A 20,564-nucleotide genomic window follows, 5' to 3' on the forward strand; every position below is an offset into this window, starting at 1 on the left:
AATAGTATATTCATACTTCCATAAAATCTCCAAAAAATAAATAACTCATGTTTTTACCAGAGGTTTTTGATACATACAATGCTCTATCGGCTTTTTTAAACAAGGTTTCTTTTGTATCGTTTTTACCAAACTCAGCTACGCCAAGGCTAATGGTGGTTTTTATAGTTTTGTCCTTGTAAGTGAAGTTTGTAGTTTCTACTATTTTCCTTAGTTTTTCTGAAACAACATACGCTCCAAATATATCTATCTGTTTTAGTATAATGGCAAACTCTTCCCCACCTATCCTACAAAAAATATCTTCTTGTCTTATGTTGGCTTTCACGAGCTCCGATATACGTTTTAGTATCAAATCCCCAGCGTCGTGTCCATAGGTGTCGTTTATTTTTTTAAAATCATCTATATCAAATATTATTAGAGAAAAAGGAGCCGTTTTGTTTTTGTAAGCATCTACTAAAGCATCTAAAATCTCATCAAAGAATCTTCTGTTGTAGGCTTTTGTAAGTTCATCTGTTTCTGATAGCACCTTATACACTTCTCTTTGCTTTAGTTCTTCTTGAATATCGTATATTGTAGCTATGTTTAGCATGTTTGCTTGATGAATGATTACCGATGTTATTAATTTTGCTTGTATGGGTTTGCCGTTTGCTCTTTTGAGCGTAAAAACACCAGCTATTTTTTGATAAGGCCTCGGTTTTAAAACACTTATAGTGCTTTCGTTGTTTTCTACTATTATATCTGTAATTTTTTTACCGTTAAGCTCTTCTATCTTATACTCTAAAAGCCTAAAACACCATGGACTGGCTTGTAATATCCTGAATTCTTCGTCGTATATCAATATGCAGACCTGTGCGTTTTCATATATATTTTTAAGTAACTCCTCCTTTAACTCAAGCTCGGTTTTTATATGAGTCTTCTCTGATATGTCTTCTACTATGCATAGAAGATGTTTTTTGCCTTTGTAGGTTATTGGTATTACACTGGTTTCTACATCTTTTTCTCCGTATTTGGTTTTATGTTTGAACAGACATCTTTGATAAGAGTTTTCAAGTCCTCTTTTTATAAATTCCATAAGATATTCTTTTCCTGCCGTGTTTATGTCAAAAACAGTTTTATTTTCTAACTCTTCTTTTGATATTCCATAAAAAGAAGCGGCAAAATCGTTAGTTTTTACAATGTTACCATCTTTTGAAACTATAAGTATTGGAAACCCGATGCTAAAAAGCTTTTCTAAGGTTTTATCCTCGGATTTTCTTAATATTTTTAATATAAATACAACAAGCCCTATGTTTAACAAAGTAGAAAATACCAACAAACTGTTTAAAACGATAGATTTCATAAAATGTTTATTATATCATAAACTTTTGTAAAAGTGTAAAAAATTTTGAATGCCCCCGCAAAGGGGGCATTTATTTTAATAGCTTAGTAGGTAAATGTTGTGCTGAACTTTTGACCACCTATTTCATGTAATACAAGAGTATATTGACCATGTGTTAAATTTAGATTTTGTGGAAGCGGTAAGGTGATTATCGCCTTAGCACCTAATCTCATACCAAGAGCGTATTGATTTATCTTAGCTTTGTTTATGTATATATTTTTTACACTTGAAGGTGGTAAAGATGTTATCGCTTTTTGATCCCAGGTATAAACTACTTTACCATCTTTGATAAGATCTATCTTTGGTATCCAAGCCATAGCAGCAGAGCTTCCACTTATTCTATAGGCTTCAAAAACGAGATCTCCATTTTGTATATGCGCATCGTATACTTTTACATCAAGGACTTTGCCAAAGTTGTGAAGCTTACCCCATACACCGCCTTGGAAGTATTGATTTGTCCCCATCGTGACAAATAAAGCAAAAAGAGCACCAACTATAGCCATTTTGTTAAAGGCAGGGCTGTCAAAAAGTGTGCCACTACCAAGCCATTTAAACCATCCGCTCTCTTTAAGTTTTGGATATTTGTTCATCAAAAGACAGTCCACGCTTAAAACACCGCTTCCGGCAAAAAATAACGTCAGTCCCATTGCAACACCCGTAGAGCCTATTTGCCATTCATCAAGGCATGTGGCACCTTGCCAACCTGCTCCTAAGAGCATTCCAAGGGGTAAAAGCGTCCCACCAATAGCGCTAAGTCTTGATAAAAGCCCAAGAGCTATGCCTAAACCAGTAAGAAATTCTATTATAGTAAATACCCATAGAAAACTAGCCAAAAGATCTGGATGAAGCACCAAGTATCTAACAAAATCATGAAGCCATAGTATATTTGATGCGTGAGGCAAAAAGGAATTGAATTTATGCCCTACCCACAAAGGTGAATTTGGATCCAGCTTTCCGCTGGCTAAAACCACCCTTCTCAATGGTGCAGATATATACATCCAGGCGTATACCAGTCTTACTGGTAAAACTACAAACGCAAGTAGCTGTAATATATCTATGTTACTACTTGAAACACTTTTAGATGAATAACCGCTGACACTTTCCATGAGCTTACACCTCCTATCTTAAGTTATGTATAAATATAAATAACGCTGTATAAAAAACCATAATATTTGTTTATGATATTATAAGCTAAAATTTTTCATAAAGTTTTATATTTTATATTTTTTTCAAAAATATGAGTTAAAATATTTGTATGGATACATTGGAAAGAGATAAGGCTGTATTGAAATCGTGGTTAGGAAGAAAGAAAGGGGAGAATGTCTCTTTAGAGAATTTTAGGAACTTGGTTTTGGCGCTTTTAGTAAAACCTAAAACCTCCGATTATAGGGAAGCCATCGTATATATAGCAAAAGATATAGGTATAACCGATGCTGATAAGATAAGCATAGAAGAGCTTGAAGATATACTCTTTAGAAATAAAGATCTCATACTGATGGCAAAACCTAAACATATACCCATAAAAGATTTTTTCTGGCTTGCTATGGGTGGCATCGTGATATCTGTGGCGGTGTCTTTTTGGACTTTTACCATCGGGACTTTTAGTAGGCCCGTAAATCATGCTGCCTGGGCTCTCGTAAGCCTTGTAGTGTCTATAATAGGTCTTGTGCTTATTTATATAGGTTATAAAAAACTTCCAAAGGATAGAAGGTCAAAGGATGAGGTAGAAGTAAAGAGCGTGGACGATCTTGTTTATGCTTTTGTAAGGATATACGAGATAAAACACCCTTGATAAATGCGCAAATTTTTATTGGTTTTTTTAACGTTCTTATCCTTTGTAAATTTTGGCTTTTCTTATGATTTTGATAAAGAGCTTAATCTTTTCTCAAAAGCCCTAAAACTTGTTAAAAAAGACCACCCATCTAAAGCTAAAGCTCTTGTGAAAAAAGTGATATCTTACAACGATCCTATTACAAAAAGCGATGCACTGGTGGTATATGCTTACCTTTCAAAAGATTCTAATAACCTTCAACGTATACTTGATCAAGTAGATACTCATCGTCTTACAAGAGGTTTTGTATATCAGTATTATAGGCTTTTAGCAAGAATAGATAAGACTGTTATGTATAAAAAACCTTGCTTTTTTCAGGATAAAACCAAAGAGCTTATGGAAAATGAGCTTGCTATAAAAAACGCTTTAAAAGGAGGGTGTTATTATCTTGCCTATCTTATATCCCAAAACAGCAGTTCAAAACCAGCTATTGTAGCTAAATTTTATCATTATCTTTTTATAGACGATTTTGCCAAAGCAAGCGAAGAGCTATCAACGTTAGAGGCTTATCCTAAGTATCAACGCCTAAGGGATTTCTATGCAAACTATGTTTATAGATATTTGTTTTTTAAAGATAAACCAAGAGCTCTTATAAACTATGCTATTTATGTACCAGATGGTTTTTATAAGTATTTTTATGAAGGGATATCTTATTTTGAGCTTGGAGATTATCAAAACGCTTCTAGGGCTTTTAAAAGAGCCTCTTATTATGATAAAACTGGAGCATCTTATTATTGGCTTTATAAAAGCACTAAAAACAAAAAATATTTAGAAAAAGCTTCAAGATATGATAGTTTTTACGGGACTTTGGCAAAATTAAAACTTCATAAACCTATATACGCAAAATTTTTAAGATGTTCTTCTTATAAGCCAGACAAGGGGGTGTTGGAATTTAAACGTATTATGGATTATGGGTTTAACAGCTACCTTTACAGCTATTACAAAAATAAACATTTTAACGAAAAACAGATGTGTGAAATTTTTCATATAAATCCGAAGTTTTACATGATAAAAAAAGGCTATTGGAATGCTTATCCTATAGTATTTTTGAGATATATACCAAAAGATACCATGAGCCCAAGTTTGGTGCTTTCTATTATAAGGATGGAAAGTTTTTACAACCCCATAGCGAGAACTTATTGGGCTTTTCCAGATAAAAAACCCACCACCGTTGGGCTTATGCAAGTAAAGGATACCACAGGTATGTTTGTGGCAAAAAGGTTTAATCTTCCTTTTGTAGATGATATGAAAAACCCAAAATACTCTATACTTTATGGAAGCTATTACTTTTATTTCGTTTACAACCTTTGGCACAAAAACCTTGTAAAAGCCATAGCATCTTACAACGCAGGACCTGGAAACGTATCGAGGTATAAAGATTTTGACGATTGGCTTTTGTTTGTAGAGCACATACCAAACACCATAAATAGACACTATGTAAAAAACGTATTAAACTTTTATTGGCATTACAAATACGCTTTTGATAGATAAACATATTATCTTTTCATAAACTTATTTAGCTGTTGCTGTACGATTCTTCCAAAGGCCATCGGCAAACTGTTTATAGAGTTTACTATAAGCGTATTCTTACCAAAAATCTCCTTTATAGATTCTCCAGCTTTTCCTACGCTTATAGCTACTATAGGTATTTCTAGTTTTATTAAATTTACGTAGGAGCTTAGCTCTTCTTTTTTCATACCTTTTGTGGGTTCTCCGTCTGAAAACAGTACAAATACGCCCCTTTTGTGGGTTTTTCTTTGGAAGTCATCTATATGCCTTCTTTCTTCTTCAATGGCAAGGCCTAAGTTTGTGCTTTTTTGAGGTGATATGTTTAATATGTCAGCTATGACTTGCTTATAATGGGTTTTGTAATCTTTTAATATAAAATATTCTTCGTTGAAAAGGCTTATAGAAAAATCAAGTTTTAAATCGCTTAAAACCTCGCTTATAAGTATTAGGCTTTTAATGGCGTTTATAAGCTTATCTTCTTTTCTCATGCTTGAAGATATGTCTAGTAAAAACGAAAAAAACACCGGTATTTCGTTTCCGGCTATCCTTCTTTGGAAAATACGACCGCTTTTTGATGCTATCTCAGTGGCCAAAGCAGTGGTGTTTATATGCTTTCCGGTGTGGTATTTTCCTTCAAATAAACTATCCTCTGTGGGAAATAGTTTTGATATATTTCTTTTTAAAATCTCAGATACCACTATTACAGAGTTTCTTATTTCGTTGTAAGCTTTGCTTTGATCTTTTCCAAGAGAAGAAGATCCATTGCCGTCGTTGTTTTTAGAATCGGATCTCCCAGATTTTGAAGAACTCCCTGAGGCCATGCTCTCTTCCCAGGGTTTTATGATAAAACTTAAAAATCCCCTGTGCTCTATCTCCGCTTCAAGGACTTTTGGTAGAAACTCTCTAAAGAATAGGGCATCTTGCTCTATCATCTCCATCCTTACTATTTGTCTTGCGTAGGCCACCATCCAATCTGGTATTTGTTTTAGTATAGTCTTTGATTTATCTATGATGGCTTTGTCTATGAGGTTTGCTTTTTTTAGACTTTCAAAAAAGCTTATCTGCTCTGTGTTTAATTTCCCTACTATATCTGTGGTGATTCTACCAGAGTGTTTATCAAGCTCTTTTAATATGAGTTCTATAAGCCTTATATCTTGGGATAGCTCCACCAGTTGCCTATATCTTGGCCATACGGATTCCATCAGGATGTTGTAAGCTTCTGATATGTCTTTTAAAGCCTCGTAAAAGCTATGCCTTGTATCGTTTGCATGTTTTTTTATATCGTTTGGTATATCAAATTGCTCTTGGTAAAAGCTTTTATAAATATAAGCAAGGTATAGATGGTGTGGATACTTTGGCTTTATACGGTTTAATCTTTCGTTGAATCTTTTTTTTTCAAAAGCCCCAAAACCAACCTCTTTATCAAGCCTTATATTTTCAAAAACAGCATAAAGACATACAAACGATGTGGGATCATACCCTGCTCTAAAAACCTCCCTTTGGCCGTTTCTAAAGTTAAATAGGTTTGTGCTAATTATATATCTTATCTCATGTCCAATATCAGACATAGCTTGCTCTTGAGAAACCCTTAAAAACTCTGAAGCGTTGTAAACAACACCCGCCGGTATTCTTATAATTTGAGGTATATCTTCTATCTCCCCCTTTGCCCACATATCCACCATGGATACATATTTTGGATCGTATCCACAGCCCCAACCTTCTTGAGAATGTTTTACCTCTAAATCGTACTCTCTTTCTAATATGGCATCAAGCTGGTCAAATCTATTCATTTTTTGCAGGGTTTTGTTTGCTGTAGCAATGTAAACACCACCTCCGCCAAATTTGATATAGAGCTTTTATCTTTGACATCTTTTGAGCTCATATACTTGTCAAGTACCTCTTCCAATGCTTTTAAAAGCTTAAAACGTTGGCAGTTATCCTTTAGGTTTGGCATGTTTAAAAGAAGGTACTCTCTAAAACCATCTATATTTTGACACAGGACATATTCCAAATTTCCGTTTGATTTTGCACTCATTATTATTATGTTTATGTTTTTGGCAAAGTCCATCTTTAGGTCTAAAAGCGATTTATCAAAAGGGCTGGACTTTAGTTCGTCAAAAAACAATTCCAAACAAGAGACCAGCATAGAACAAGAGTCCTTCATAGACACACTCCAATTTAAGATAGTTTATATAAGATAATCTATTTCTACGGAAAAATCAAGTTTTAATGTTTTAAGTTTTTAAGCTGTTGGCAAATTCCACTATTGCTTTTATAGTGTTTTCAGATAGCGATGCAAGCTCGTAGCTTTGCTTTAAAGCATTTTCTAGGTCTTTGTTTATATAATAATCGTAAGCTGTTTTTCCTTTATCATGAAACTCTTTATGAAACTCCTCTATTTTCACAAAAGCTTCGTAGGCTTTTTCTCCATACTTTGCTTTTATCTCTTCTTTGTTCTGAGCGTAATACCATTTGCCAAGGGCACACTGGGTATGGTCTGCTGGTTTCCAATCAGACTTTCCGGTTAATACTAAAAATAGATTGTGCATATAGTTTGCGTGGTCTACTACTTTTTTTATGGTTTCTACAAACAAATCCTTGTCTTCAATTTCGTATACGGTATTCCAAGTTTCCACTGAGTCTTTAAATAATTCCTTTGTGTAATCTGTAATATCATTTATTATATTCATAAAATCTTCAAAACCTTTTCTAAAGTTTACTACGTTTTCTGATATTTGATGTATGGCTTGAGATTGCTCTTCTACTGCTGCAGTTTGTCTATCTAAAAGCTCTGTCACTTCTTTTGCGCTTTGTTTTATCTCTGTAAAGTATGAGTTTATCTCCTCGTAAAAAGATTCCATGTTTTTTATAACGATGTTCATATTGCCGACCTTCTCCGATGCATTGTTTGTGGCTTTTAGCATATCTGTCAAAGTAGCCGATATCTCTTGGGCGCTTCTTGATGTTCTTTCTGCAAGTTTTTTTACTTCATCGGCCACCACAGCAAAACCCCTTCCCACTTCACCAGCACGAGCTGCTTCTATAGCTGCATTTAGAGCGAGTAAATTTATCTGTTCTGTGATGGATAGTATTGTGGATACGATAGACTCTATACCTTTTGATTTTTCGCTTAACTGAGATATAGATTTGCTAACCTCTTTGTACACAAGCTTAGAGTTTTCTACAAGTTCTTTTGAAGATTCAACGTGCTTTGTTTTTTCTTCTATGCGCTCACTTAGTTTGTCTTGAATCTTTTTTGTATCAAGTATGGAGTTTGCTATGTCTTTCATGGTAGCGCTAAATTCTTCTTCTGCATTTGATATAGCCAATATAGACTCTTTCAGCATATTGGCTGTGTGCGTTGCCTCTAACGAGGCTATTTCTATCTTTGAGCAGTCGTAAACTTCTGTGGCTATATCTGGCATTATAGTTTTAAAATCTGATTTTATTTTATCATCTTGACATTCTAGCGTTTTGCCTGTTTCTACCTCTTCTTTAGCCTCTTTACTCAAACTATTCCATGCAACTATACCAAAGCAAGCTATGTCTAAAATTATAAGGGCTAAATCAACAGCCATGTTTTTTACAAATATCCCCGCCAAGGCGCTTAAGAACAACAATACTACGCTAACTATAATTACATTTTCTTTTCTCATATACTCCTCCTATACTTTATATTATATCATTTCGCTCAGTATCTTAGGTATATTTTTTACAAGCTCTTTCCAACCCCATCTGTATAAATCTTTGTAGGTTTTCTCTCCTTTTAAAAGCTCAAAAAACATATAAAGGGCTTTGTCTTGAGATAGTTTAAAAGATAACTCTTGGATGTTGTAAACTATGGAAGCGATTTTACCAGCGTAAACGAGATCTTCCAAAATGGTATTTTTTACAAACCTTTCATACAAAGAATGGGCGTCTTTTTTGGCAAGTTTTATGGCTCTTGCGCAAAGGCTCCCACTTAAGTATGCGTATCTTATACCCTCTCCTAGCAATGGGTCTACTATAGCCCCAGCGTCTCCTGTTAAAAATACCCTATCTCTTCCAAGTCTTAACTCTTGGGCTTTTGAGATAAAAGGTATAAACCAAGATTTTATGCGATATTTTGATATATCAATAGGAAATAGCTTATGGTTCTTTGTATAAGCTTTAAAGATATTTAAAAGATCTTCTTTTTCAGCGGTGGCTATACCTATATTTACAAACTCCCCTTGGGGGAAATACCATCCGTAGCCTTTTTTTACAACGCCTATATCTATCAAAACCTCATCTTCTTTAAAATCTTTAAACATATCTTTTGGGACTTTTACCTCCATAGCTATAAAAAACTTTCTTGATGCACTTTTGCAGGCTATAGATTTTCTTGTGATAGAATGATAACCATCTGCCCCTATCACATAATCGGCTTCAAATACACCTTTGTCGGTGATGACTTTTCTTACGGTGGGTGTTAGCTCTATATCTTTTGCAGTGATCTCTTCTAAAAGATGGGCTCCTTTTTCTTGGGCTTTTGAAATCAAAAAATGATCAAACTCTTCTCTATCTACTATAACAGCGCATTCATCGGAAACTTTTTCTACAAACTCTTGGCCTTTGAAGCCCAGTATCCCTCCTTTTATGCTGTTTTTTATATTAAAAGCCGGAAACAAATCTACAGATCTTTTTGATATGCAACCAGCGCATAGCTTTGGTCTTGGGTATTTGGCTTTTTCAATTACTAAGACTTTTGCGCCAGCATCCGCAAGCTCGTAAGATGCACCAGCTCCAGCAGGACCACCTCCTATAACTATAACGTCGTATCGCTCCATCAATCTTCCTTAGATATTACAAAATCGATTTTTGGCATAGATTTGGTTTTTATTTTTTTGGTCAAAAGATGTCTTATATACTCTTTTGCGCTTTGAAGTCTTTTTAGTACGGCCTCTTCTTTGTCTTTTTCTAAAACGCTTATAGATATCAACACATTTTTACCATCTTCGCTTAAGAGTACACCGTTTACCGTTACAAAACCGGGCATATTCTCTATATCCTTTATTAGGATATTTGCCACTTCTTTTTCTATGGTTCTTTTTAGCATGTCTTTTTGTTTGTTCATTTGGAATCCTCTTCTATTTTGATGTTGTAAGCTTTTATCTTACGGTATAAGTTTGTAAAATCCATACCTATAGCCTGGGCGGTTTGTTTTATATTGTAGTTGTGCTGGGCAAGCTTTTTTAGTATAAACTGCTTTTCAAATTCTTGTTTTGCGCTTTTAAAATCCTGAGACTCTTTGTTTTTGACTTTTATCTCAAGAGAATCAGCGTCTATCGTATCTTTTTCTACTATTATGCTTAGTCTTTCCATTAGATTTTTTAGCTCTCTTACGTTTCCTGGCCAGTGGTATTCTAAAAGGACTTCTTTTGCCTCTTCTGTTAATTTTTTTGGTTTTGTTTTGTTCTCTTGGCAAAACTTGTCTAAGAAATATTCTGCTAAGATTATTATATCCTGTCCTCTTTCTCTTAAAGGCGGTACTTCTAGTGTTATAACTGCGAGCCTATAATAAAGGTCTTCTCTAAAAAGCCCTTGTTCTATAAGTGTTTTTAAGTCTTTGTTGGAAGCGCATATAAACCTTACATCCACATCTATTTTTTGAAGCCCCCCAAGCCGGTGAAAGCTTTTGGTTTCTATAGCCCTTAAGAGTTTTGCCTGGGCTTTTAGACTCATATCCCCTATTTCATCTAAAAATATCGTCCCTTCATTTGCTATCTCAAGTTTTCCGGCTTTTCTTGACACTGCCCCAGTAAAAGCTCCCTTTTCGTATCCAAAAAGCTCAGATTCTATAAGCTCATCTGGTATTGCAGCACAGTTTATATCCACAAAGGGTTTGTCTTTTCTATAAGATAGTTTGTGGATGTTTTTTGCCACAAGCTCTTTACCGGTGCCATTTTCTCCAAATATTACGATGTTTGCATTTGATTTTGCCACCTTTTTTACCTCTTCTTTTAATTTTTTTATAGCAATAGATTCTCCTATGATGTCATCACTATGTTCTATGTTGGTGAGTTTGTTTTTTATGTGTTCTTTGTGGGCTTTTTCTATAACGTTTAAAAGCTTTTCTATAGAAAGAGGTTTTTCTAAAAAATCAAAAGCCCCTTTTTTTATAGACTGAACTGCAAGCTCTATACCACCATGACCTGTTATCATAACTATAGAAGAATTTGGAGATAGCTCTTTTATGGTATCTATAAAATCTATACCAGAGCCATCTTCAAGCCATATATCAAGAAGTATCACCGGAAAATACTCTTTTGTAAGGATCTTTTTTGCCTCTTCCAAAGACTTTGCGGTTTTTGAGCTTATATTTTCATCGCTTAGTATATTTGATATAGACTCTCTTATGGAAGCCTCGTCGTCTATTATAAGCACCTTCATTGCTCTATCTCTATAGATTCTATACTAAAATAAGGTTTTAACGTTTCTAAAAACTCCATCAAATCATTAATTTGATACCCTGTAGTTAGTATTTCAAGGGTCTTTTTATCATAGGGTCTTGTCCTTGTAAGACCAAGCCTATTTGGTGCCCCTGTTATGATGGCATCTAATATAAGAAGCTCCCCTTCTTTTGAAAGATGTATCACCACTTTCATATCACTTTTTATCATGGTTTATTTTCTTTTCATAGTGAAGTATCTTTGCCGGTTTAAAGACTTCTAAAATTTTCTCTACTTCTTCTGGATACTCTTGATCCTTAGAGTTTTCAGCTTTTATATCCTCAGTAGGTTCATTTGGTGTTTTTTTTTCAGCGGATTTTGTGGGCAAATCTAAACTTTCTTTTAAAAGCTCTGAAATGGGCACAAAATCTTTTATCAAAGAAGCTTTTAAGACTGTTATCTCAAGAGCAAGGATTGGATCTTTTTGATACATGGCGCTAAAACCTTGATTTATGATATCTTCAAGGTATAAAAATACTTCTAAGGGTTTTTCTAACATTTTTTTGTAAAACTCTTCTTCGGCTTCTCCGATGGCAAAAGCTTTTAGTATGTTTTTTATCTCTTTGTAAACTCCTTCCCAGAAAAGCCTTACGTTGTAGCCTTTTTCGTTTATGGTATTTAACATATTTATAGCTTCTTTTGTGTCTGATTCTATTAAAAGCTCCAAAAACTTTCTTATAGATGCTTTATCCACCGGTCCAAACATAGATTTTACTATGTCTATGGTTACTTTGTTGTTGCCGTATGTGCTAGCTTGATCTAAAAGACTAGCGGCATCTCTCATAGAATCATCTGCTAAATCTGATAAAACATCCAAAGCCTCTTCGTCTATTTCGATGTTTTCTTGGTTGGCTATTCGTCTTAGGTATGTTTTTATGTTTTCTTTTGAAGCTCTTGAAAACACAAGCTTTTGACATCTTGATTGAATGGTGGGAAGTATCTTGTCAAACTCTGTGGTACAAAGGATAAATATCAAAGAAGGTGGTGGTTCTTCTATGGTTTTTAAAAGTGCATTAAAAGCTTCTTTTGTAAGCATATGAGCTTCATCTATGATATAAACTTTATATTTGCCTTGCATCGGTAGATAGCTTGCCCCTTCTCTTACGGCTCTTATTTCATCTATGCCTCTGTTGGAAGCGGCATCCATCTCTATAAGGTCTACAAATGTACCTTTTTCTATAGCTTGGCAGTTTGGACAAGCGTTGCAAGGTTCTCCTTCTTGGGGATTTAGGCAGTTTAAGACTTTTGCAAATATCCTTGCGGTGGTGGTTTTACCTGTTCCTTTGTGTCCTGCAAATATATAAGCGTGATGTATTTTTTGGTATAAAAATGCGTTTTTTAATATGGTAGCTGGTATCTCTTGACCTATTAGCTCTTTAAACGTTTTTGGTCTGTACTTTCTAGCAAAAGGTATATAACTCATCCTATATATTTTAAATTATTTTGCTTGAAAAAATATAAAAATATTGATACACTATTGGTATGAAGGTAGGTTTTATAGGCTTTGGAAATCTTGGTTCAGCTATTGTAAGAAGAATGGCTTCTTTAGGTGTGGAGGTGATAGTTTACAACAGGACAAAATCAAAGGTAAAAGACTTTAAAGCGGTAGATTATCCATACAATCTTTTAGAAGAGGTGGATATTGTTTTTATAAACGTTTTTGACTCTTTTGCTTCAAGAGAGGTTATCTTTGGAGAAAACGGTCTTGTAAAGGGAAATTTAAAAGATAAGACTATCGTAGATACCGCCACAAACCACTACGCCTATGTAAAAGAAGCTTATGAGACATTAAAAGGGCTTGGGGCTAAGTATCTTGATGCACCTGTGCTTGGTTCTGTGATACCTGCTACGAAGGGCGAGCTTATTATGCTCGTAGGGGGCGATGAGGATGTATTTAAAAGCGTTGAAGAGGTTTTAAAGCTTTTTACAAAAGAAAGAATGTATCTTGGACCAGTACCAAATGGCACTTACGGAAAACTAATAAACAACATAGTACTTGGAGCTTTTATGGACGCTATAGCCCAAGCCATTGGCATTGGAGAAAGCGTTGGCCTTTCCAAAGAGATGATTTTGAAGTTTTTAGAGCTTGGAGCTGGAAACTCTAACATATTAAACGTTAAAAAACAAAAGCTTTTACAAGAGGATTTTTCTCCTCAGTTTTCTGTAAAAGCCATATACAAAGACCTTCATTATGTGCAAGACCTTCTTAAAGATTTTGGGCTTTTCTCTTTTAGCTTAGGAGCTATTAAAGAGACTTATGGGCTTGCTATAAAATCAAACATGGAAGACCTTGATTTTTCAGCTATATATAATCTCTATAAGAAGAGTTTATGATAAGTGCTTTAGGTAGGCATGTTGTTGTTAAAAGTCAAATACAGAGTTTAGATGATTCGGCGGATTTATATAGCTTAGTTTTTAATACGCTTCTTGGCCTTAGAAATATAAATATTGAAGATTTGGATGTAAAGTTGAAAAATATACCAAGTTTTGAGCTTTTACCAAACATAAACCAAGCCGTAGATAGACTTGTAAAAGCCATAAAATCTAAAGAAAGGATACTGCTTTACGGAGATTACGATGTGGACGGGGTTACTTCTACTACCATCATGTACGATTTTTTAAAGCAAATAGGTGCCAACGTAGTACCGGTGCTTCCAAACAGAAACTCCGGCTACGGGCTTTCAAAGGAGATTATAGATTTATTCTCAAAGTATTCTAACTTAGTGCTTACATTAGACAACGGTACCACAGCCGTTCATGAGACAAAATATGCAAAAGAAAAATACAATATGGATTTTATCATTTTAGACCATCATATGATAAATCATGGAGAACATTTGCCTGAGGCTATATTGGTAAATCCAAACTTAGAAAAAGACAACAAACTAAAAGGCCTATGCACAGCTGGGCTTTCCTTTTATATGGTGGGGGCTTTAAGAAGGGCTTTGGGTGTAGATTTTGATATAAAAAAATATCTTGATTTGGTGGCAGTAGGTACTGTAGCAGATGTGATGCCGATAAATTCATTAAACAGAGTCCTCATATCTAAAGGTCTTGAGCTTATAAACAAGATAAAAGATATGCCTTGGGATATGGCTACAGATTTTGGAAAAGCTGGTATGAAAGCCCTTATAAACTACATATCAAAAACCCAAAACGGAAATCAAAAGATAATCACCGCCAAAGATATAGGATTTTCAATAGCCCCAAGAATAAACGCCGCAGGTCGCATAAGAAAACCTCAAATAGCTTTGAAGCTTTTGGCGGAAAAAAACTATGAGAAAGCTAGAATCTTAGCTGAAGACTTAAACAAGATAAACCAAGATAGAAGAAGAATATCAAACGAGATGTTTAAAGAGGCTTATAGCCTTGCCTCTCAGTCCAACGATGATTTTGTGATACTTGGAAAACAAACGTGGCATCATGGGGTTCTTGGAATTGTGGCTGGAAGACTTTCTAACAAGCTTAAAAAACCAACAGGTATATTTCACATCAACAACACTCACGCGGTTGGCTCTATAAGATCTGTGGAAGGTCTTGATGTTCATAAGCTTTTATCAAATTTAAGCTATATGTTTGATAAATGGGGAGGTCATGCTGGAGCAGCTGGGGTTACCATTAAAAAAGAATATTTTGATGCTTTTAGACAAAAGATAAACGATTTATTAAAGAGAGAATCCTTTGAAGTGGATAGGGTTTTAGAGGTGGATATGGAACTTCCCCTAAGAAGCGTTGATAAACGTATTGGAGAAATAATAGAGAAGCTATCTCCATATGGTGAACTAAACCCAGAACCGATTTTTATATCTCAAGATATCACCGTATCTTCTATATCAAGCAAAGGCGTAGGCGTAAGGGTGAAAACCTTAGACAAAGATAAAGAGGTAGAGCTAAGCTGTTTTGAAGAGGAGCTTTTTGTAAAACTAAGACCTGGTCAACGTTTAAAAGCCATATACAACATAGATTCTTATGGAATAAACATGATAGATGTGGTATTTTGTTGATATCTGATGGCTTCTGGTAATACCCACGATTTTTTAAACTTAGCGACGCTTCCTATCTTCCTTTACGGTGTGCCTCACGAGTATTTTTTATATTTTGGAAGTGCTTATGTGATTTCTACTGTTTTGCTATCTCCAGATATAGACCTTCATCATTCAAAACCCTCAAAAAGATGGAAAATATTAAAGTGGTTTTGGCATCCATACCGTATTGTTTTTAAGCATAGGGGCTTGTCGCACTTTCCTATAGTGGGTACACTCTCTAGGCTCTTATATGTTTTAATCTTGGTGGTGTTTTTATACTTTGTTATAGTGGGTATTATGAGCTTTTCGAATTATTCTCATACTTTTATTAAAAGCTCAGATACTTTTTTTCAACATATAAAATATAGGATAAAAGAAGAAGATATATTTTGGTTTGTAATGGGTGCAGTGGTATCTGATATAGTGCATATCTTTTGGGATTTTGTGTTTTCTTTTCTAAAAAAGTTTATAAAATGATTTAAAGGCTTTTAAGTTTAAAAAATTTTGATTTCAAAAGATTTTCAGCGTATTCTCTCTCTTCGTTTGAATCGTAGGTAATACCAGAACCAGCATAATAAGAAAAATATTTTGCATTTCCTACTATAGTCCTTATCAAAACACTTGAAACCATATTTTTACCTTTTAAAAGCAAAGCTACACCACAATAATACCCTCTATCAAGAGGCTCTAATGTTTTTATAAGATATGTGGCCATTTTCTTTGGAGCACCGCTTATAGAAGCCACTGGCAGGCATTGATTTATTATATTTATAGGCTTTTCCTTGGTTTTGCCAAATACTTCAGAAAACATATGATAAAGGGTTTTGTGTTTTGATATGGCAAAAAGTTTTTTACAGCTGACATTGTTTGATATTTTGTTAAAATCGTTTCTCATAACATCTGTTATCATAAGATTTTCAGATATGTCTTTTTGGCTTTTAATAAGTTCACATTTTCGTTTTGAAGTGCCCTTTATAGGTTTTGATATTATGACATCTTTTTCTTTTTTTATGAAAAGCTCCATAGACCCACTTATTATATAAAAATCTTTATCTTTAAAGAAAAATCCAAAATCCACCGGCTGATATCTGAAAAAATGCCAAAACAATGCTTCTTCTTTTGATAAAAGCCCAAAGTCAAACTTCATAGCTAAGTTTATTTGGTATATATCACCATTTTCTATGTGTTTTTTGGCTTTTAGTAGCATATTTATATAGTCTTGTTTTGGTGTCATATCAAGAAGTTTAAAACGAGATGTTGTATAAATGGCTCTAAGTCTTACAAAAGAAGATATCTTTATATCTATTATCTTGGCTTTTGAAAAGGGTATTATTAGAAAGTGTATATATTTATCTTCTTTAAACTGATCTAAACTATCTAAATATAATATATCTTTTATATTTGCTTTGTAGAGTAATTTATTGTGCTTATTTAAAAAGCCAGAGGCTATTATGAGTTTTCTTTTTCTATCCATGAATTTAAATAATACTCCAAATCTTGGTCTATTTTGTAGTTTATATGATCTATGCTTTTTATGGATTTTACACCGATTACAGAGTTTAGTATAAAAGCTTTTTCAAACTCTTTTAGGTCTTTTGCTTTTATTGGTAAAAACTCTATATTTAGATGGTCTTTTAGCGTTTGAAGGGTTATACCAAACAAAATACCGCTTTGAATATAAGGGCTGTAGTATTTGCCATCTTTTTCAAATAGTATATTTGAGCTTGAGCACTCTTGGATATCATCGTTTTCATTTAAAAATATCCCGTCAAAAAATCCCATCTCTTGGGCTTTTCTTTTTGCTAGTGTGTTTAGAAGGTAGTTTGTGGTTTTGTGGTATATGGTTATATCTTTACTATGTCTTTTATAGGGTGAGATTGTTAGGTTTACTACAGATGGAATAGGTCCTTTTTCACGGTTTTTGATATAAACTTTGTAAGTTTTTGGCTTTTCGTAGAAAATCTTAGTTTCATCGTAGGCTATTAAAATCTTTAAAACTGTGTTTTTGGGATATTGGTTTAATGTAGTTTTTATATTGTTTAGATCAAGTTCTATGTCAAATAGTTCTTTTGATGAGTTGTTTAATCGTTTTAGATGTCTTTCTAAAAAGGGTGTATAGCCGTTGTATATAAAAGTCTCAAAAAGCCCTTGAGAGTATTGGATGTTGTTGTCCATAGTAAATATAACCCCCCCGAGGGCGACCTACTTTCCCGTGCCGTTTGCCCAGCACAGTATCATCGGCGCAGAAGGGCTTAACTGCCGGGTTCGGAATGGATACCGGGTGTTTCCCCTTCGCTATTGCCCGCGGAGAATCTTGATTTTTAATTTTATAAGCTCAATAGGTTTGAGAAAGAAGAAGTTAGTGGGTATGCAAGTCGAACGAGCTATTAGTACCCTTTAGCCCCACCAATTGCTTGGCTTCCACTACAGGGCCTATCAACGTGGTCATCTTCCACGGCTCTTCAGGGAGTTCTTATCTTGAGGTGGACTTCGCGCTTAGATGCTTTCAGCGCTTATTCCGTAGAAGGATAGCTACTGGGCGCTACCACTGGAGTGATAACCCATACACCAGAGCCTTCCCTGTCCCGGTCCTCTCGTACTAAGGACAGGCCCTCTCAAAACTCCTGCGCCCACGGCGGATAGGGACCGAACTGTCTCGCGACGTTCTGAACCCAGCTCGCGTCCCCCTTTAATGGGCGAACAGCCCAACCCTTGGAACCTGCTTCAGCTCCAGGATGGGGGGAGCCGACATCGAGGTACCAAACTTCGCCGTCGATAGGGGCTCTCGGGCGAAATTAGCCTGTTATCCCCGGAGTAGCTTTTATCCGCTGATCACATGCCCTTCCACTCGGAATGCATGTGGGTCACTAAGCCCCGCTTTCGCGTCTGCTCGACATGTCTGTCTCACAGTCAGGCACCCTTATGCCTTTGTACTCGATGGCGAATTTCCGACTCGCCTGAGGGTACCTTTGGACGCCTCCGTTACTCTTTGGGAGGCAGCCGCCCCAGCTAAACTGCCCGCCTGACACTGTCCCTTGCAAGGCTCACTTGCTAAGGTTAGAACTCTAACCTATCCAGGGTGGTATCTCACCGGCGGCTCCACCCCTCCCGAAAGAGGGGTTTCCTAGCCTCCCACCTATCCTGCGCAGGATAGGTCAAAGTCCAATGTCAGGTTACAGTGAAGCTTCACGGGGTCTTTCCGTCCTGCCGTGGGTAGCCGGTGTCTTGACCGGCATCACAATTTCATCGGGTCTCTCCTCGAGACAGCGTGGCACTCGTTGGACCATTCATGCAGGTCGGAACTTACCCGACAAGGAATTTCGCTACCTTAGGACCGTCATAGTTACGGCCGGCGTTTACCCGGGCTTCGATTTGGGGCTTGCACCCCGCCTCTTAACCTACGAGCACTGGCCAGGTTTCAGACCACATACGTCCTCTTTCGAGTTTGCGTAGTCCTGTGTTTTTGGTAAACAGTCGGCACCACCTGGTCTCTGCGACCCACGGAGGCCTTCGCTGAAAAACTACAACCTCCATGGGCACCCCTTCTTCCGAAGGTACGGGGTTAATTTGCCGAGTTCCTTGAGGAGAGTTCCCCCGACGCCTTAGGCTACTAACCCAGCCCACCTGTGTCGGTTTCCAGTACGGTCAGCTAAGCTTCAAAGGTTACGCCATTGTTTCTCGGTAGTGTAGCGTCAAGGCAATTACTTCATCAGCTCTCGGAGTATGAAGAGACGGATTTGCCTATCCCTTCCTCCTACTACCTTGAACCTGCATTCCATAGCAGGCTGCCTTTAGCTTCCTACGTCATGACTTAACCTCCACTTAGCTGGCACGGGAATGTTGACCCGTTTTCCATCGGCTACGCCTCATCGGCCTCACCTTAGGTACCGGCTAACTGGCGTATGATTTACATTGACGCCAAAACCTTGGGCTTCCGGCGGATAGATTTCTCATCTATCTTCGCTACTACTCATGCCAGGATCCTCACTTCCCTGTCGTCCATCATGCCTTACGGCTTTGACTTCAGCCAACAGGGAACGCTCTCCTACCACAGCTTGATGCTGTCCGTAGCTTCGGTACTGAGCTTAGCCCCGCTAAATTTTCGGCGCGAAACCCCAATAGGCCAGTGAGCTGTTACGCACTCTTTAAAGGATGGCTGCCTCTAAGCCAACCTCCTGGCTGTTTTAGGGATTTCACATCCTTCCCCACTTAGCTCAGTTTAGGGACCTTAGCTGACGGTCTGGGTTCTTTCCCTCTCGTACCTGGAGCTTATCCCCCGGGTACTGACTGCCATGGACCGCTTTCTCCCCATTCGGAGTTTGGTAGGGTTCGGTACCCCTTTCGAGGCCCTAGCCCTTCCAGTGGCTCTACCTGAGAGAAGCTACCATGACGCTAGGCGTCGACCTATTTCGGAGAGAACGAGCTATCCCGGAACGCGATTGGCTTTTCACCGCTACCCACACCTCATCCAACGGTTTTGCAGCACCGACTGGTTCAGGCCTCCAGACAGTATTACCTGTCCTTCACCTTGGGCATGGGTAGATCGTTCCGCTTCGCGTCTGCCCCAAGCTACTTAACGCCCTATTCGGACTCGGTTTCCCTTCGGCTTCGTCTTGCGACTTAACCTTGCAGCTTAGGACAACTCCCTGGCTCATTTTGCAAAAGGCACGCAGTCGAGGCAAAAGCCTCTTCCACTGGATTGTAGATCCTTGGTTTCAGGCTCTATTTCACTCCCCTTCCGGGGTTCTTTTCGCCTTTCCCTCGCGGTACTATGCGCTATCGGTCAGCTAGTAGTACTTAGCCTTGGAGAGTGGTCTCCCCAGATTCCTACCACCTTCCGCGGGGGCGGTAGTACTCGAGGACGCATCCGGAAGACTTTATGCTTTCGCATACAGGGCTTTCACCTTCTATGGCGCACTGTTCCAAGCGCTTTTGCTAGCATAAAGTTTTGTAACTTCCGCAAGACCTGGCAGGGTCTTGAAGATTCGCCTCACGACCCCTACAAAGCTAAGGCTGCCACCATGGCACTTTGTAGGTTTAGGCTGATCCCCGTTCGCTCGCCGCTACTGAGGGAGTCTCATTCGATTTCCTTTCCTGGGACTACTAGAAGGTTTTACTTCGTCCCGTGTGTGCCCCTTTCGGGTGCTATGGTATTATCCATAGCGGGTTGCCCCATTCGGAGATCCGGGCCTCAAAGGCTGTTTGCACCTCCACCCGGCTTATCGCAGCTTACCACGTCCTTCATCCACTCTAGCTGCCAAGGCATCCACCAAGGACCCTTACTAACTTGCATACCCACTTTAATTACTTCTTCTCTCAAACCTATTCAACTTATAAAGTATGAGCTTCTCCAC

General features: G+C 37.2%; 17 protein-coding genes and 2 rRNA genes. 5 read left to right on the forward strand and 14 right to left on the reverse strand.

The annotated features are described in order from the left end of the window. Positions 1-10: 10 nt before the first annotated feature. A complete protein-coding gene (locus tag HY04AAS1_RS08380) occupies positions 11-1,336 on the reverse strand; it encodes a diguanylate cyclase (RefSeq protein WP_012514364.1) in 1,326 nt (441 codons plus the stop codon). Between the two features lie 83 nt (positions 1,337-1,419). Further along, on the reverse strand, positions 1,420-2,481 hold the full coding sequence (locus tag HY04AAS1_RS06660) for a TQO small subunit DoxD (protein ID WP_012514365.1): 1,062 nt from the start codon (positions 2,479-2,481) through the stop codon (positions 1,420-1,422). 149 nt (positions 2,482-2,630) lie between these two features. Between HY04AAS1_RS06660 and HY04AAS1_RS06665 the strand changes: the two genes are divergently transcribed. Together HY04AAS1_RS06665 and HY04AAS1_RS06670 are read left to right on the forward strand one after the other, a co-directional pair. Then, positions 2,631-3,167, forward strand: coding sequence for a hypothetical protein (locus HY04AAS1_RS06665; protein WP_012514366.1), 537 nt, complete (start codon positions 2,631-2,633; stop codon positions 3,165-3,167). Positions 3,168-3,170: 3 nt separating this feature from the next. Then, on the forward strand, positions 3,171-4,697 hold the full coding sequence (locus HY04AAS1_RS06670; protein WP_012514367.1) for a transglycosylase SLT domain-containing protein: 1,527 nt from the start codon (positions 3,171-3,173) through the stop codon (positions 4,695-4,697). Positions 4,698-4,702: 5 nt separating this feature from the next. Here the strand turns inward: HY04AAS1_RS06670 and HY04AAS1_RS06675 are convergent, their stop codons facing one another. The 8 genes from HY04AAS1_RS06675 to dnaX form a co-directional block, all read right to left on the reverse strand. Further along, positions 4,703-6,505: a vWA domain-containing protein gene (locus tag HY04AAS1_RS06675; protein WP_012514368.1), complete on the reverse strand. Its 1,803-nt coding sequence runs from the start codon at positions 6,503-6,505 to the stop codon at positions 4,703-4,705. Continuing rightward, a complete protein-coding gene (locus HY04AAS1_RS06680) occupies positions 6,502-6,879 on the reverse strand; it encodes a hypothetical protein (RefSeq protein ID WP_012514369.1) in 378 nt (125 codons plus the stop codon). The genes HY04AAS1_RS06675 and HY04AAS1_RS06680 overlap by 4 nt, the downstream gene beginning before the upstream one ends. A gap of 70 nt (positions 6,880-6,949) precedes the next feature. Further along, positions 6,950-8,371, reverse strand: coding sequence for a methyl-accepting chemotaxis protein (locus tag HY04AAS1_RS06685; RefSeq protein ID WP_012514370.1), 1,422 nt, complete (start codon positions 8,369-8,371; stop codon positions 6,950-6,952). A 21-nt stretch (positions 8,372-8,392) separates the two neighbouring features. Further along, positions 8,393-9,523 (reverse strand): geranylgeranyl reductase family protein, encoded by a 1,131-nt coding sequence (locus tag HY04AAS1_RS06690; protein ID WP_012514371.1) that lies wholly within the window; start codon positions 9,521-9,523, stop codon positions 8,393-8,395. After that, the gene (rbfA, locus tag HY04AAS1_RS06695; RefSeq protein WP_012514372.1) at positions 9,523-9,810 is read right to left on the reverse strand and encodes a 30S ribosome-binding factor RbfA; all 288 of its coding nucleotides are present in this window, start codon (positions 9,808-9,810) and stop codon (positions 9,523-9,525) included. Before rbfA ends, HY04AAS1_RS06690 begins: the two co-directional genes overlap by 1 nt. Further along, positions 9,807-11,126 (reverse strand): sigma-54 dependent transcriptional regulator, encoded by a 1,320-nt coding sequence (locus tag HY04AAS1_RS06700; RefSeq protein ID WP_012514373.1) that lies wholly within the window; start codon positions 11,124-11,126, stop codon positions 9,807-9,809. Before HY04AAS1_RS06700 ends, rbfA begins: the two co-directional genes overlap by 4 nt. Further along, the gene (locus HY04AAS1_RS06705) at positions 11,123-11,356 is read right to left on the reverse strand and encodes a hypothetical protein (protein ID WP_012514374.1); all 234 of its coding nucleotides are present in this window, start codon (positions 11,354-11,356) and stop codon (positions 11,123-11,125) included. The genes HY04AAS1_RS06700 and HY04AAS1_RS06705 overlap by 4 nt, the downstream gene beginning before the upstream one ends. Continuing rightward, on the reverse strand, positions 11,343-12,608 hold the full coding sequence (gene dnaX, locus HY04AAS1_RS06710) for a DNA polymerase III subunit gamma/tau (protein WP_012514375.1): 1,266 nt from the start codon (positions 12,606-12,608) through the stop codon (positions 11,343-11,345). The genes HY04AAS1_RS06705 and dnaX overlap by 14 nt, the downstream gene beginning before the upstream one ends. Before the next feature lie 59 nt (positions 12,609-12,667). On the opposite strand from dnaX, the gene HY04AAS1_RS06715 reads away from it, so the two are divergent. The 3 genes from HY04AAS1_RS06715 to HY04AAS1_RS06725 are packed head-to-tail and all read left to right on the forward strand — an operon-like array spanning position 12,668 to position 15,687. Then, entirely contained in the window at positions 12,668-13,519 is an 852-nt protein-coding gene (locus HY04AAS1_RS06715; protein WP_012514376.1) for an NAD(P)-dependent oxidoreductase, read from the forward strand. After that, on the forward strand, positions 13,516-15,189 hold the full coding sequence (gene recJ, locus HY04AAS1_RS06720) for a single-stranded-DNA-specific exonuclease RecJ (RefSeq protein ID WP_012514377.1): 1,674 nt from the start codon (positions 13,516-13,518) through the stop codon (positions 15,187-15,189). Before HY04AAS1_RS06715 ends, recJ begins: the two co-directional genes overlap by 4 nt. A 6-nt stretch (positions 15,190-15,195) precedes the next feature. Continuing rightward, complete coding sequence (locus HY04AAS1_RS06725; protein ID WP_012514378.1) at positions 15,196-15,687, forward strand: metal-binding protein; 492 nt, start codon at positions 15,196-15,198, stop codon at positions 15,685-15,687. A gap of 1 nt (position 15,688) precedes the next feature. Here HY04AAS1_RS06725 and HY04AAS1_RS06730 read toward each other — a convergent pair whose 3' ends face one another. From HY04AAS1_RS06730 to HY04AAS1_RS06745, 4 genes are all read right to left on the reverse strand, one after another. Next, positions 15,689-16,684, reverse strand: a complete 996-nt coding sequence (locus HY04AAS1_RS06730) for a chorismate-binding protein (RefSeq protein WP_012514379.1) — start codon at positions 16,682-16,684, stop codon at positions 15,689-15,691. Next, positions 16,660-17,385 (reverse strand): aminotransferase class IV, encoded by a 726-nt coding sequence (locus HY04AAS1_RS06735; RefSeq protein ID WP_012514380.1) that lies wholly within the window; start codon positions 17,383-17,385, stop codon positions 16,660-16,662. The genes HY04AAS1_RS06730 and HY04AAS1_RS06735 overlap by 25 nt, the downstream gene beginning before the upstream one ends. Positions 17,386-17,399: 14 nt before the next feature. Continuing rightward, positions 17,400-17,519, reverse strand: a 5S ribosomal RNA gene (rrf, locus tag HY04AAS1_RS06740). Positions 17,520-17,576: 57 nt separating this feature from the next. Continuing rightward, positions 17,577-20,503 (reverse strand): 23S ribosomal RNA (locus HY04AAS1_RS06745). Between the last annotated feature and the right edge of the window lie 61 nt (positions 20,504-20,564).

The sequence above is a fragment of the Hydrogenobaculum sp. Y04AAS1 genome (genome assembly GCF_000020785.1).
GTDB lineage: Bacteria > Aquificota > Aquificia > Aquificales > Aquificaceae > Hydrogenobaculum.